This is a genomic window from uncultured Aquabacterium sp., assembly GCF_947366995.1.
GTDB lineage: Bacteria > Pseudomonadota > Gammaproteobacteria > Burkholderiales > Burkholderiaceae_C > Aquabacterium.
Genome location: NZ_CANBCC010000026.1, coordinates 1 through 13,966, shown reverse-complemented (window position 1 = coordinate 13,966; position 13,966 = coordinate 1). Strand labels below are relative to the sequence as shown.

The 13,966-nt window shown below is 68.6% G+C and carries 13 protein-coding genes and 1 other RNA gene; 12 read left to right on the top strand and 2 right to left on the bottom strand.

The window, feature by feature from the left end; translation table 11 throughout:
• Window positions 1–18: 18 nt before the first annotated feature.
• Window positions 19–936, bottom strand: a complete 918-nt coding sequence (gene cysK, locus Q0Z44_RS09000) for a cysteine synthase A (RefSeq protein ID WP_298011853.1) — start codon at window positions 934–936, stop codon at window positions 19–21.
• Between the two features lie 81 nt (window positions 937–1,017).
• Between cysK and dsbD the strand changes: the two genes are divergently transcribed.
• From dsbD to Q0Z44_RS08980, 4 genes are all read left to right on the top strand, one after another.
• Window positions 1,018–2,760, top strand: coding sequence for a protein-disulfide reductase DsbD (gene dsbD, locus Q0Z44_RS08995; protein WP_298011852.1), 1,743 nt, complete (start codon window positions 1,018–1,020; stop codon window positions 2,758–2,760).
• A gap of 2 nt (window positions 2,761–2,762) precedes the next feature.
• Window positions 2,763–3,962 carry a multidrug effflux MFS transporter gene (locus Q0Z44_RS08990; protein ID WP_298011896.1) on the top strand — a complete coding sequence of 400 codons (1,200 nt, stop codon included), beginning with the start codon at window positions 2,763–2,765 and terminating at the stop codon, window positions 3,960–3,962.
• A 9-nt stretch (window positions 3,963–3,971) separates the two neighbouring features.
• An RNA gene (rnpB, locus tag Q0Z44_RS08985) (RNase P RNA component class A) lies at window positions 3,972–4,298 on the top strand.
• Window positions 4,299–4,394: 96 nt separating this feature from the next.
• Window positions 4,395–5,426: a carbonic anhydrase family protein gene (locus Q0Z44_RS08980; RefSeq protein ID WP_298011850.1), complete on the top strand. Its 1,032-nt coding sequence runs from the start codon at window positions 4,395–4,397 to the stop codon at window positions 5,424–5,426.
• A gap of 3 nt (window positions 5,427–5,429) precedes the next feature.
• Here the strand turns inward: Q0Z44_RS08980 and ruvC are convergent, their stop codons facing one another.
• Window positions 5,430–5,990, bottom strand: a complete 561-nt coding sequence (ruvC, locus tag Q0Z44_RS08975) for a crossover junction endodeoxyribonuclease RuvC (RefSeq protein ID WP_298011849.1) — start codon at window positions 5,988–5,990, stop codon at window positions 5,430–5,432.
• Window positions 5,991–6,140: 150 nt separating this feature from the next.
• Between ruvC and Q0Z44_RS08970 the strand changes: the two genes are divergently transcribed.
• From Q0Z44_RS08970 to Q0Z44_RS08935, 8 genes are all read left to right on the top strand, one after another.
• Window positions 6,141–6,728 carry a GspH/FimT family pseudopilin gene (locus tag Q0Z44_RS08970; RefSeq protein WP_366517594.1) on the top strand — a complete coding sequence of 196 codons (588 nt, stop codon included), beginning with the start codon at window positions 6,141–6,143 and terminating at the stop codon, window positions 6,726–6,728.
• Complete coding sequence (locus tag Q0Z44_RS08965; protein ID WP_298011846.1) at window positions 6,725–7,297, top strand: hypothetical protein; 573 nt, start codon at window positions 6,725–6,727, stop codon at window positions 7,295–7,297. Before Q0Z44_RS08970 ends, Q0Z44_RS08965 begins: the two co-directional genes overlap by 4 nt.
• A complete protein-coding gene (locus tag Q0Z44_RS08960; RefSeq protein ID WP_298011845.1) occupies window positions 7,294–8,022 on the top strand; it encodes a PilW family protein in 729 nt (242 codons plus the stop codon). Before Q0Z44_RS08965 ends, Q0Z44_RS08960 begins: the two co-directional genes overlap by 4 nt.
• Window positions 8,019–8,630 carry a PilX N-terminal domain-containing pilus assembly protein gene (locus Q0Z44_RS08955; protein WP_298011844.1) on the top strand — a complete coding sequence of 204 codons (612 nt, stop codon included), beginning with the start codon at window positions 8,019–8,021 and terminating at the stop codon, window positions 8,628–8,630. Before Q0Z44_RS08960 ends, Q0Z44_RS08955 begins: the two co-directional genes overlap by 4 nt.
• A gap of 69 nt (window positions 8,631–8,699) precedes the next feature.
• Window positions 8,700–11,966, top strand: coding sequence for a PilC/PilY family type IV pilus protein (locus Q0Z44_RS08950; protein ID WP_298011895.1), 3,267 nt, complete (start codon window positions 8,700–8,702; stop codon window positions 11,964–11,966).
• 27 nt (window positions 11,967–11,993) lie between these two features.
• Window positions 11,994–12,407, top strand: coding sequence for a type IV pilin protein (locus Q0Z44_RS08945; RefSeq protein ID WP_298011842.1), 414 nt, complete (start codon window positions 11,994–11,996; stop codon window positions 12,405–12,407).
• A 137-nt stretch (window positions 12,408–12,544) separates the two neighbouring features.
• Window positions 12,545–12,931 (top strand): hypothetical protein, encoded by a 387-nt coding sequence (locus Q0Z44_RS08940; protein ID WP_298011840.1) that lies wholly within the window; start codon window positions 12,545–12,547, stop codon window positions 12,929–12,931.
• Window positions 12,904–13,935, top strand: coding sequence for a HAMP domain-containing sensor histidine kinase (locus Q0Z44_RS08935; protein WP_298011838.1), 1,032 nt, complete (start codon window positions 12,904–12,906; stop codon window positions 13,933–13,935). The genes Q0Z44_RS08940 and Q0Z44_RS08935 overlap by 28 nt, the downstream gene beginning before the upstream one ends.
• The last annotated feature ends 31 nt before the right edge of the window (window positions 13,936–13,966 follow it).

The window sequence follows — 13,966 nt, the reverse complement described above, 5'->3', positions numbered from 1 at the left end:
GTAAGGCGAGAGAAGGCGTCAGGCGGGCAGGAAGCCTTCCACCGACAGATAGCGTTCGCCCGTGTCGTAGCAGAAGCCGAGCACGCGGGCGCCCTCGGGCAATTCGGCCAGTTGCTGGGCGATGGCGGACAGCGTGGCGCCCGACGAGATGCCGACCAGCATGCCTTCCTCGCGGGCGGCGCGGCGGGCGTATTCGCGGGCGTCTTCGGCTTCCACCTGGATCACGCCATCGAGCAGGTCGGTGTGCAGGTTGGCCGGCACGAAGCCGGCGCCGATGCCCTGGATGGGGTGCGGCGCCGGGCTGCCGCCCGAGATCACCGGCGAGGCCTTGGGCTCGACCGCGAAGACCTTCAGCTTCGGCCAGGCCGCCTTCAGCACCTTCGCGCAGCCCGTCAGGTGGCCGCCGGTGCCCACGCCCGTGATCAGGGCGTCGAGGCCCTCGGGGAAGTCAGCCAGAATCTCCTGGGCGGTGGTGCGCTCGTGCACGGCGATGTTGGCCGGGTTCTCGAACTGCTGCGGCATCCAGGCGCCGGGCGTGGTGGCCACGATCTCTTTGGCGCGCTCGATCGCACCCTTCATGCCCTTCTCGCGCGGCGTGAGGTCGAACTGGGCGCCATAGGCGAGCATCAGGCGGCGGCGTTCGATCGACATGCTGTCGGGCATGACCAGGACGAGGCGGTAGCCCTTCACCGCGGCCACCATGGCCAGGCCGATGCCGGTGTTGCCCGAGGTGGGCTCGACGATGGTGCCGCCGGGCTGGAGGGCGCCGCTGCGTTCGGCGTCTTCCACCATGGCCAGGGCGATGCGGTCCTTGATCGAGCCGCCGGGGTTGGCGCGTTCGGCCTTGATCCAGACCTCGGGCGCCGCGCCGAACAGGCGGTTCATGCGGACGTGAGGGGTGCGGCCAATGGTGTCGAGGATGGATGAGGCTTTCATGGTGGTTCTCTCCGCGGTCATAAAGACCTTATGCACAAAGCGCCTGAGAGCATACGACGCGGGCCGGGCAGAATGCGGGCCATGCTGCAAACACCGATTCTGATGCGCGGCGGCCGCCTTGTGGAGCAGGGCGTCGCGGTTGTGCTGCTCTGTCTGACCTTCATCATGGTGGCGCTGTGGCCGCAGGGTGCGCGCGCCGAGGATTTCCTGCCCGCCGACCAGGCTTTCCGGCCGAGCGTGGGCGTGGCCGGCAAGCACGCCGTGCGCGTCGACATCGCGCAAGTGCCCGGGGTGTACCTCTACCGGGAGCGGTTCGAAGCCCGCCTGCAGACGGGCGAGCGCGCGGCCCCCGAGGCGCTGAGCTGGCGCCTGCCGCCCGGCGAATCCAAGCACGATGCCACGTTCGACAAGGTGATGGAGGTCTACCACGGGCCGGTTTCGGGCGAGGTGGTGCTGCCGGCCGGGCTGCGCGGCGAGCCCCTGCTCACCATCGTCTACCAGGGCTGTGCGGATGCCGGTCTGTGTTACCCGCCGCAGACCCGGCGTTACGAACTCCAGATCGGGCCGGATGGTGCCTTGCAGGGCGTGCGCCCGGCCGGGGGCTCGGTGGCGCTGGCCGCGCCGGGGGGCGGGCGCCTGCTGGGCAGTGCGACGGTGCCCGCTGTGCCGCAGCCTGCCGCGGCCCCGGCGGCGCCCGCCGATGCCGATGGCGACCGCGTGAGCCAGGCGCTCGCCTCCGGACGGCTGTTGGTGGTCTTGCCGGTGTTCCTGCTGGCGGGCCTGCTGCTGTCGCTCACGCCGTGCGTGCTGCCCATGGTGCCCATTCTGTCGTCCATCATCGTGGGGCAGCAGGGGCGCGTCAGCCGGGGGCGCGGCTTTGCGCTGGCCCTGAGTTATTCGCAGGGCATGGCGCTGGTCTACACCGGCCTCGGCGTGGCCGCCGGCCTGCTGGGCCAGGGCCTGGCCGCCTACCTGCAGCACCCCTGGGTGGTGCTCGGCTTTGGCGCGCTGATGGTGCTGCTGGCGCTGTCGATGTTCGGGCTGTACGAGCTGCGCCTGCCGGCGGCGGTGCAGAGCTGGCTGGGCGAGGGCACGCAGCACCTGCCCGGCGGGCGTTTCCTCAGCGTATTTGCCATGGGCGTGGTGTCGGCGCTGATCGTCAGCCCGTGTGTGTCGGCGCCGCTGGCCGGCGCGCTGCTCTACATCAGCCAGACGCGGGACGTGTGGCTGGGCGGCGGCGCGCTGTACGCCATGGCCTGGGGCATGAGCGTGCCGCTGCTGCTCGTGGGCCTTTCGGCCGGCACGCTGCTGCCGCGCACGGGGCCGTGGATGAAGGCGGTCAAGGCGCTGTTCGGCGTGCTGATGCTCGTGATGGCGGCCTGGGTGACCCGGCCGGCCTGGCCGGTGCTGGTGGCCCAGGTGACGGGCCAGCAGGCTGCCGTGGGTGCCCACCGCAGCGTGCTGCCGTTCGAGCGCGTGCGCAACGTGGCCGAGCTGGATGCGGCCCTGGCCCGGGCCGCGGCCGAAGGCCGGCCCGTGATGCTGGACTTCTACGCCGACTGGTGTGTCTCGTGCGTCGAGATGGAGCAGCTGACCTTCCGCGATGAAGCTGTCAGACAGCGTGTTCAGCGCGCGGTGCTGCTGCAGGCCGACGTGACGGCAAACAACGACGACGACCGGGCGCTGCTGGCGCGCTTCCAGCTGTTCGGGCCACCCGGCATCCTGTTCTGGAACGCGCAGGGGCAACCGGTGCCGCAAGCCCGTGTGGTCGGCTTCCAGAGGCCCGAGGTGTTCGTGCAGGCGCTGCAGCAGGCGGGCTTGTGAGCATGCACCCTGACGCCCGGGCGCTGTGGCGCGCGCCGATGTGGCTGCTGTCGGTGCTGCTGGCGGCGCTCGGCATGCTGGGCCCGTTCGCGGTCGACACTTACTTGCCGGCGTTTTCAGGCATCGCGGCCGACCTGCAGGCCACGCCCGTGCAGATCCAGCAGACACTGTCGGCCTACCTGTTTGCCTTTGCCTTCATGAGCCTGTTCCACGGCTCGCTGTCCGACAGCCTGGGCCGCCGGCCGGTGGTGCTCACGGGCATTGCGGTGTTCACGCTCGCTTCGGCCGGCTGTGCGATGTCGACGAGCATCGGGCAGCTGGTGTTCTTCCGGGCGCTGCAAGGGCTGTCCACCGGTGCGGGCATCGTCGTGTCGCGCGCGGTCATCCGCGACCTGTTTCCCCCGGCCGATGCCCAGCGGGTGATGTCGCAGGTCACGCTGTTCTTCGGCATTGCGCCAGCCATCGCGCCCATCATCGGCGGCTTCCTCTTCGCCCATCTCGGCTGGCATGCGGTGTTCTGGTTCCTCACCGGCGTGGGCGCGGTGCTGTGGCTGGCCAACTGGCGCTTGCTGCCTGAATCCCTGCATGTGGGGCACCGGCAGCCCTTCGTGCTGCGCAACCTGATGCGCGGCTATGTGGCCATCGGCACCAGCCCGCGTTTTCTGCTGCTGGCGCTGGCCAGTGGCGTGCCGTTCAACGGCATGTTCCTCTACGTGCTGGCGGCGCCGGCGTTCCTGGGCGAGCACCTGCATCTGGCGCCCACCGAGTTCTTCTGGTTCTTTCTGTGCACGATCAGCGGCATCATGGGCGGCGCCTGGATCAGCGGGCGGCTGGCCGGGCGCATCGAACGCGACCGCCAGATCCGCATCGGCCTGGGCGTGATGCTGGCCGTGTCGGTGCTGAACCTGGTCGCCAACGTGCTGATGCCGGCGCACGTGAGCTGGTCGCTCATCCCGATCGGCCTGTATGCGCTGGGCTGGGCCATGATGACGCCCGTCGTCACGCTGATGGTGCTCGATCTGTATCCCGACCGGCGCGGCATGGCGGCGTCGATGCAGGCCTTCGTCGGGGCGCTGTCCAACGGCGTGGTGGCCGGTGTGGTGGTGCCCATGGTGATGCACGACACCGTGGCGCTGGCCGTGGCCTCGCTGTTGCTGATGTTGGTGGGCCTGTTCGCGTGGATCACGCTGCAGCGGCGATAATGCGTGGGTGAAGTTGGCCAGACCGCCGCTGGTGCAAGGCCCGAAAGGGCGCACTGGAGGAAGGTCCGGACTGCACAGGGCAGCGTAGGAGGTAACACCTCTCCACCGCGAGGTGAGGATCAGAGCAACAGAGACGAGCCGATTCAGTTCGGGTGAAACGGGCAATCTCTACGCGCAGCAACACCAAATAGGCACACGATGACCTGGCCCGGGGAGTGTGCGGGTAGGTGGCACCGAGCCGCTCTGGCGACAGGCGGCCCAGAGGAATGGCGGTCACGGTCTGGCGTTGCAAGACGCCGGGCTGCACAGAATCCGGCCTATCGGCCGACTTCACACTTTTTTCACGATGAGGCATCGCCCGCGGCCGCCTCATTCAAGTTCGGGGCGGCGGCGTCCGACAACCCGGGGAGTGACCCTTTTCACATCCCCACCATGTCCGACCTCGACCTCCGCCACGCCAGCCAGCGCCTGAAGTACTACGCCAGCCTTGTCATGCTGTCGATCGGCCTGTCTTACGCGGCGGATGCCCACACGGCCGAGGCCCACGGTGAGGGGCATGCGGCAAAGGCGGCGGCCAAGCCGATTCCCGCGGCATCCGGCGCGGCCAGCAACGTCTCCATGACCGAGCTGCGCGACATGATCGACCAGAAGATCAACGAGGTGCGCGCGCGGCGCGAAGGGCCGGCCGTGGTGCGCGTGCCCGTGCGCGGCGCCCGTGCCACGGTCAGCAAGGCCGCACCCACCCGGGCTGGCGCGGGCGGTGGCAGCGTGGTCGACCCGCACGGCCACGAGGTGCACTGGGCCTATGGCGGCGCCACGGGCCCGGAGAGCTGGGGTCAGCTCAAGCCCGAGTACCGCCAGTGCATGCTGGGCAAGCGCCAGAGCCCCATCGACATCCGCGACGGCATCCCGGTCGAGCTCGACCCGATCGCGTTCGACTACCGGCCCAGCGCCTTCCGGGTGACGGACAACGGCCACACGGTGCAGGTCAACGTGGACGCGGGCAACGGCATCACGGTCAGTGGCCGCCGCTACGAACTGCTGCAGTTCCATTTCCACCGGCCCAGCGAGGAGCGCATCAACGGTCGGCAGTTCGAGATGGTGGCCCACCTCGTGCACAAGGATCCGGAAGGGCGCCTGGCCGTGGTGGCCGTGCTGCTGGATGCCGGCCCGGCCAACCCCGTCGTGCAGCAGGTGTGGAACAACCTGCCGCTGGAAAAGCACCTGGAACAGGCCGCCCAGCAGCCGGTAGATCTGAACCGCCTGCTGCCCGAGGCCCGGCAGTACTACACCTACATGGGCTCGCTCACCACGCCGCCGTGCAGCGAAGGGGTGCTGTGGCTGGTGATGAAACAGCCCGCAGGCATCTCGCGTGAGCAGATCGGCGTGTTCAGCCGCCTGTATCCCATGAACGCGCGGCCGGTGCAGCCCGCATCGGGGCGGCTGATCAAGGACGGCCAGTGAGCCTCAGTACACGCGCCCGCCCTTGATCTGGGCGTGCGTGCGGCGGCTGAGGTCCGTCATGCGGGCCATCTGCGCCATGGCGTGGCCGGCGTGCGCGTGGCAGATGGCCAGCCCCAGCGCGTCGGCCGCGTCGTTGTGCGGCTCGCGCGGCAGTTCCAGCAGCCGCATCACCATGTGCCGGATCTGGGCCTTGGCCGCGTGCCCGTGGCCCACCACGGCCTTCTTCATCTGCAGGGCGGTGTATTCAGACACCTTGGGTGAGGTGGCCGACGACAGCAGCCCGGCAATGGCGGCGCCACGGGCCTGACCGAGCAGCAGGGTCGACTGCGGGTTCACGTTCACGAACACGATCTCCACCGAGGCATCGGTCGGTTCATAGCGCGCCACCACCTCGCGCACGCCCTCGAAGATCAGGCGCAAGCGGTTGGGGAGGTCGCCCTGGGCCGCCTCCTTGGTCCGGATGGTGCCGCTGGCCAGGTAACGCAGCCGCGGCCCATCGGTCTCGACCACACCGAAGCCGGTTGTCTGAAGACCGGGGTCGATGCCGAGGATGCGCCGGCTCATCGGGCCTCCGCCCGGGGTCGTTCGGCCCGGCGTGCGGCGGACGCGGTCGCTGCGCCTAAACAACAAGAAGAGTCTTGGATTCCGGTCTTTTGCACTTCTCGGCTCGTGAAATCGTTCCTTACACTCTGGCGAAGTCTTGCAGTGTTGAGGATGGTGATGCGGGTGGACAAGGCGCGAAGCCGGGCGGGCAGGCGCGCATGCGGCGGGCCGACGGCGTGCCGTGGGTTCACGGTCATCGAACTGATGGTGGTGCTGACCGTGTCCGTCATTCTGATGGCCGTGGCGGCGCCTGCGTTCCAGCCGATCGTACAGGCCAATCGCACGCTCACTGAAATGAACACGCTCACTGCCTCGATGCGCGTGGCGCGGGCCGAGGCCTTGCGCCAGGGCCTGCCCGTCACGCTGTGCGCGTCCACGAACGGCACGTCGTGCTCGGGGGCCAACACCTGGCAGGGCGGCTGGATCCTCTTTGTCGACCAGGATGCCAACCGCGCGGTGGACGCCGGGGACCGCATCGTGCGCGTGCAATCCGGTTTTTCGGGTGGCGATGTCGTCACCGCGAGCAACACCACCTCCGGGATCACCTTCAGCCGTGACGGCTTTGCGTTCAACCTCGGCGCCGCCGTGACCTGGACGATCCACACCACCCCCGTGAGCAACGCGGCGACACGCTGTGTCGTTCTCAACCGCGTGGGGCGCGTGCAGGAACGTGCGTATGACGGGAGTGCGTGCACATGAATGCCGCGCGCCGTGTCGGGCCCGTGCGTCGCAGGCAGGCGGGTTATGCGCTGCTCGAGGCCGCGGTGGCCCTGCTGGTGCTGGGCCTGGGCCTGCTGGGTGTGGCCAAGACGCAGGCCCTGGTGCTCAAGAGCACGTATTCGTCCGGGCAGCGCTCGCTGGTGTCGCTCTCTGCGGCCAGCCTGGCGGCGGCCATGGAGGGCAACCCGGCCTACTGGCGTGGGCTGGCTCGGGGCCGCACCACCGCGCTGACCGTGAGCGTCACGCCGGCGAGCGACGGCGGGGTGACGTTGTCGCAGAACGACCTGACCACCGCGACCCGGGACTGTTCGGCGGGCACCTGCTCGACCACCGAACTTGCAGCCTACGATCTCAAGGCCTGGGCGGCGAATCTCCAGTCGCAACTGGGGGATGCCCTCATCGGGGCCAGCCTGGTGTTGCAGCCGCCCGATGGCGCGGGCGCGGTCAACGCCGCGCTCACCATCCAGTGGCGCGAGAACCTGCCTGCCATCCACGGCAGCACCGGCGGCACGTCCAATCAGAGCCTGACCCATTACGTCCAGCCATGACGCGCCGCTGCCCTTCTGCTCGCCCGAGGCAGACCGGCTTCACGCTGGTGGAGCTGATGGTGGCCGTGGCCATCGGGCTGCTGGTCGTGGCCAGCGCCATCGGCGTCTTCATCAACATGAAGGCCACCTACCTGGCGCAGGACACGCAGTCGCAGCTGCAGGACGCGCAGCGCATGGCGGTGCAGATGATCCGCACCACCGTGCAGGCGGCGGGCTACCACGTGAACCCGGCACGCAACGCCCGGGCCGACGCCTTGCCGGCCCGGGCAGCCACGGCCAGCGTGCCGAAGTTCTCGGCGGGCCAGGCGGTGGCGGCCAAGGCGGGCACCGGCGCCACGGGCGACACGCTGTATGTGCGCTTTCAGACGCTGTCGGGTGACGGCATCTTCAACTGCAAGGGCGACACCAACCAGGGCACGGCAGGCACGGCCCGGCTCTACCTCAATGCGCTGAGCGTCAACGCGAGCAACGAGCTGGTGTGCGAGGTCGATGACGGCGAGGCGGCTCAGCCCATCCTGGCCAACGTCAGCCGGCTGGCGGTGTCGTTCGGGGTGCACGAGACGGCCACCACCTTCGACACCGACCGCAATGTCAGTCGCTACAAGACGGCCGCCCAGATGAGCGACGACGAGTGGAGTCGCGTGCTGACGGTGCGCATCCAGCTGACCTTCGTGAATGGGCAGCGCACCTGGCAGCAGGTGATCAACCTGGCCAACTACATATGAGCGAGATCGACAAAGGCAGGCGGGCGCCGTCCGGCCCGGGTGCACAAGGCGGTGCAGCACTGGTGACCGCGCTGCTGTTGCTGCTGGTGATGACCGTGCTGAGCGTGACGCTGTTCCGCAAGGTGGTCGGCGAAGAGCGCATTGCGGGCGACGTGCGCGAGCACCAGCGTGCCTACGCGGCCGCCCAGACCACGCTGCAGTTTGCCGAGAACTGGCTGAGCACGGCCTACACCGGCAACCTGAACACCTGCGCTGCGGGCACGACAGCGGTGACGTCGGTGAGCCTGGCCAAGGTGTGTGATGCGCCTCTGTACGGCAGTGCCAGCACGACCAGCGCGCAGCGCGCCATCGTGACCGAGCCCGCCAACTGGCCGGCCCGCTTCACCTACCAGCCCGCCGGCATGGCGGTGGGCTCGTCGGACACCGGCGTACAGCGCCATGCACAGCTGCCCGGCTTCTACATCACCTCGCTGGGGCTGGGGCCCGACGGCCGCACGCCCTACTATCAGGTCACCAGTTACGGCATCGGCGGCAACGGCACGTCGGTCTCGGTGGTGCAGTCCACCTACGCCCTCACCGCGCAGGTGACGGCGCTCGACAACCCCTGAGGCTTCTCCATGGCAAGGCCTTTCTCCGTGCTTCGACCCGTCGCCTCGAGCATCGCCGCCTTGTGGCCAATGGCAGCCAGCACGCAGCTGGTGATCAGTGACACGTTGACGGGGGCGACCTCGTCGTACGAGTGGCGCAGCTTGGGCGGGGCATGTCTGACTGCTGGCACCTACTCGGCCGCCAGCGCGAGTGCCACCCGCATTCCCGGATGCAATGGCCTGCCGTATTACAGCGGCAAGGTTCAGGTTGGAGGGGTAGCGGGTCGACTGCCCGACCCCGTGGGGCAAGGCGCATTGCGGCTCACCAACGGCGACACCACGCGGGACGGCAGTAATGGGACCAACCAATCCGGCACGGTGGTGTCTGATTTCCCATTTCCGTCCACGCAAGGCTTGCAGGTCACTTTCACAAGCGTGACCTATGGCGGTAACAACTACGACGGCAAAGGGGCAGACGGCCTAGCCTTCTTCTTAATGGACGGCGCACGGCCGACTTCGGATGGCGAGGGGTCGTACGGCGGGTCGCTTGGATACAGCTGTGGCAACGCGAAGGACGCACCGGACGGTGTTCGGGGCGGCTACATCGGCCTAGGCATCGACGAGTTCGGCAACTTTTCGAACAGGGACGACACCACAAACACTGGCCCGGGTTTTTCCCCAGGGTCCATTGTGCTGCGAGGCGGCGGGAGTGTCAGTTGGGGGTGGCTGAATGAGACCTACCCGACCCGCTATCCGGGGACCACCACCGCGGCCGGCCGCGTCAAAGCTGTGCAGGACGTTTGCAGGAGCGGGCGATTGAGCGACGGTACGCGGGTTTTGAACTACCCGTACCTCAACTCGGTGACGCTCCCCTCAACGCAGCCCATCGCCAATCAACAAGCCGTCACATCTCCCCGGCGCGGAAGCGCCATACCGATCACGTATTCACTGCGCATCACGCAGAGCGGGCTGCTGAGTCTTTCGTACAGCTACAACGGCGGGGCCGCCACGCCGGTGCTCACCAATCAATCCATTACTGCATCGAACGGGCCACTGCCCTCCACATTCCGCGTCGGCTTCAGCGCCAGTACCGGCGGCGGCAGCAACGTCCACGAAATCACCTGCTTCAAGGCCGAGCAGATCGCCACCTCCAGCAGCTCTGCCGGGGTGAACGCCCAGCAGGCCTCGCGGGTGCAGGCGGGCACACAGGTCTACCTGGCCTATTACCACGCCACCAACAACTGGGGGCAGCTGACTGCCAACAGCCTGCTGTACGACAGCGCCACGGACAGCATCAGCGTGGCCAGCACGGCAAACTGGGACGCGCACTGTGTGCTCACCGGCGGCACGTGCCAGGCCACGGGCGGCACCACCGTCACGGCGCAAGGGCCGACCAGCCGTGCGCTGCTGACCTGGAATGGCACGCAGGGCATCCCCTTCCAGTGGACGAACCTGACCACGGCCCAGCGTAACGCCCTCACGGCCGGGGATGCCACGGCCACGTCCTCGCGCCTGAGCTACCTGCGCGGGGACCGCAGCCAGGAGATCACCTCATCGGGCACCGGCACCTTCCGCACGCGCACCGGCGTGCTGGGCGACATCCAGAACGCCAGCCCGACCTGGGTGGGGCCGCCGACCACGAACTACCCGGACACCTGGCGTGACCGGCTCACCGGCACCCAGGGGGTGGAGGCCAACTACAGCACCTTCCAGAGCACGTACGCCACCCGCCCGCATGTGGTCTACGCGGGCTCGAACGATGGCTGGCTGCATGGCTTCCGCGCAGGCGCGAACGATGCCGCGGGCAACTTCTCGACCGCCACCACGGCCAACGACGGGCGTGAGGTGTTGGGCTACATGCCGGCCCAGGTGCTCAACACCATCCACTCGACGACCGCGTCCCTCAGCTTCGCGTCACCGAGCTACATCGACAACGCCTACGTCGACGCCACCCCTGGCACGGGCGAGATCTTCTACAAGGGCGCCTGGCGGACCTGGCTGGTGGGCGGCCTCGGCGGCGGCGGCAACGCCACGGGGCAGATCGCCAGCCGCACGGCCACCGGCACCGGCACCGTCTATGCGCTGGACGTGACCAACCCGACGAACTTCTCGGAAGCGAACGCGGCCAGCCTCGTGATCGGGGAGTGGACCTCGGCCAACCTCGCCTGCGCCAACGTGGCCACGGGCTGTGGCAACAACCTGGGCAACACCTACGGCACGCCGATCATCCGCCGTCTGCACAACGGCGAGTGGGCGGTCATCTTCGGCAACGGGCGCAACAGCGCCAACGGCGTGGCCGGCATCTTCGTCGTCACGTTCAACGCCACGTCGGGGGCGCCCACCGTGCGCTTTCTCAGCACCGGTTACGGCCCCTCGCGTGACCCGCTTGGTGCCAGCGGCAAGAACGGCATCGCCTATGTCTCCTCGGCCGACCTCGATGGCGACCGCATCACCGACTACATCTACGCTGGCGACGTGTTCGGCCATGTCTGGCGCTTCGACCTGACCAGCAGCACGGCCTCGGACTGGGCCGTGCGCAGCACCCCCGTCTTCTCCACCGGCGGCCTGCCGATCACCACACGGGTGAACGTGTCGTCCGCACTGTCGACCACCGGTGCGCCGCGCGTGATCCTCAACCTGGGCACGGGCCAGGTCTTCCCGCAGACCGCCACCGCGGGCGCCTCGTACGCCAGCGGCACGCAATACCTGTTTGGCGTGTGGGACGCCGACATGACCCGCTGGAACGAGATCGGCGGGACCACCGCACGGTACGCCGCCATCACAGGCGCGACGGCCTACCCGACGGTGGCGGCCAGCGAGCTGGTCACGCAGACCATCACCGCCGTCAGCGGCACGAACGGCGAGGTGAACGGCTACCGGGCCGTGAGCCGCGCCGCCGTGTGCTGGCGTGGCAGCACCGTGTGCGGCAGCGAGGCCTCGTCCAACAACCACATGGGCTGGCGCATGGCGCTGCCGGGCACCAACGAGCAGGTGGTGTTCAACCCGGTGATGTTCAACAGCCTGATGGTCGTCAACACGCTGATCCCGGCGGTGGATCAGCCCCTGAGCTGCACCACGACGGCGTCGGCCGGCTTCACGATGGCGGTGCAGGCCGACACCGGCGCAGCGCCCACCACGTCGTTCTTCAATGCGCTGGTTCCGAGCAGCGTGGCGGTGCCCACCAACACCGGCATTGGCGGCGTGGGCTTGAATGGCACGGGCTCGCCGAGCTTTGTCACCACCAAGGGCCGCACAGTGCTCGTGCAGCAGAACAACCGCGGTACCGGCACGGCGGTCGAGGTCACGCCCTCCGCCTCGGGCAAGGGCAAACGCGTCAACTGGATCCGCCTGCGCTGAGCATGGCGACCGAGCAGAGGTTTTTCCATGCCCATCCGTCTTTACCGCCCGCGCGGCTTCACCCTGATCGAATTGATGGTGGCAGTGGCCATTGTCGGCATCCTGGCTGCGGTCGCCTACCCGAGCTATACCGACTACGTGCGCAAGTCCCGTCGGGCCGACGCGCGCAGCGCCTTGCTCGACATCGCCGCGCGGCAGGAGCGGCGCTTCAGTCAGATCAACAATTACAGCAGCAGCCTGGCCGACTTCGGCTACACGGCCTCCTCCGTGACCGGCTACACCCTCGCGCTGTCCGGGGTGACGGCCTCGGCCTTCACCGTCACGGCCACGCCGACCGGGGTGCAGACGGGCGATGCCTGTGGCACCTTCGAACTCAACGAAACAGGCCGCACCCGCAACCTCGACGACACCACGGTGATCACCGGCGTGGTCTGCTGGTGAGCCGACCCACCGGGTGGCTTCCCTTGCGCGATCGACGCCCGGTGCGCCGGCCTGGTGTACGCTGGGCGACCACTGACGGCACCTTGGCTTCTCGGTAAAGCGGCGTGCCGTTCGGCTCTTGGAGCAGGGAGACGGCAATGACGTTCATGGGCGATGCCACGGCGGGTGCCCTGCTGGCAGCCAGCGGGTTCCTGGTGGTTCTGGCGGGCAGTTTCGCTGTGGGCGATCGGCTGCGCCCCACCTGGGGCCTGAGGTGGTTTGCACTGGCGATGGTGCTGACCTTGCTGCGTGCCGTCGGGTCTGCGTCGTCGCTGGTCGCCCGACCGGAGTGGGCCACCGTGGCAGCCTTGCTGGCCGCCCTCAACCTGTCGGCGCTGTACGTCGGGGTCCGCGCCTACATCGAGCAGCCCGTGCGCAGGCCCGGGGTCTGGCTGGTCGGCGGGATGCTGGGCTGGTTCGGTCTGCGGTCCGGCTTCGAGTGGGGGGGCTCGGGGCCATGGCGGGGCCTTGGGCCTCGGGGGTGATCTTCGCCTACCTCGCCTTCCTGTGCGTGCGCCGCATGCGTTCGTTTGCCGGGGGCGCCTACGTGCTGGCGGCGGTCGTCTTCATCCTGCACCCCGTGCTGGTGCTGGGCGTCGGGCCCCTGGTGGTGGCGCCCGACATGAAGGGCTTGCGCGGCTGGGGCGTCATGGGTTCGGCCGTGGTCGGGCTGGGGCTGCTGATGGCCGCCATGGGCCGCCTGCGCATGGAGCTGGAGCGGGAGATCGCGCGGCGCTGCCAGGCCGAAGCCTCGCTGCGCGAAGCCAACGCCTCGCTGGAAGCGCGGGTCAAGGACCGCACCGCCGAACTGGAAGAGCTGGTGAGCGACCTCGAGTCCTTCAATCACATGGTCTCGCATGACCTTCGGGGGCCGTTGGGCGGCATGAAGGGTCTGGCCGAGGTCTGCCAGCAAGGCCTGCAATCCGGTGACCTCGTTCGGGTTGCGCGTTACCTCGACATCATGCAGCAGGAGGCCGACCGCCTGGGGCAACTCGTGAGCCAGTTGCTGGAGTTGGCCAAGGTCACCCATGCGCAGCTCGAACGGCATGAAACCGAGCTCGGCGACGTGCTCGGCCGCGCGCTGGATGTTCTGCGGCTCAGCCACGGCGCCGATGCGGTGGCCTGCGTGAGCGCCACACCGCTGCCGCGCGCCACCGTCGATCCGGTGCTGCTACAGCAGGTATTCGTGAACCTGATCGGCAATGCCATCAAGTTCTCCGGCCTCATGGCCCATCCGGAAGTGCGCGTGCGTTCGGACACGGCCTCCGCGCAGATCGTGATCGAGGTGCGCGACAACGGGCCGGGTTTTACGCCAGAGCAGGCCAGAAGTCTGTTCCAGCCGTTCGTGCGCCTGCATGGCAAGGCAGTCGAGGGCAACGGCATCGGCCTGACCATCGTGCGCCGTATCGTCGAACGACACGGTGGCACGGTGTGGGCCGAAGGCGAGGCCGGGGCAGGGGCCCGCTTCTTCTTCAGCCTGCCGGTGTGAGCGCGGCCCGGCCGAGCCGCCCATGAAAAAG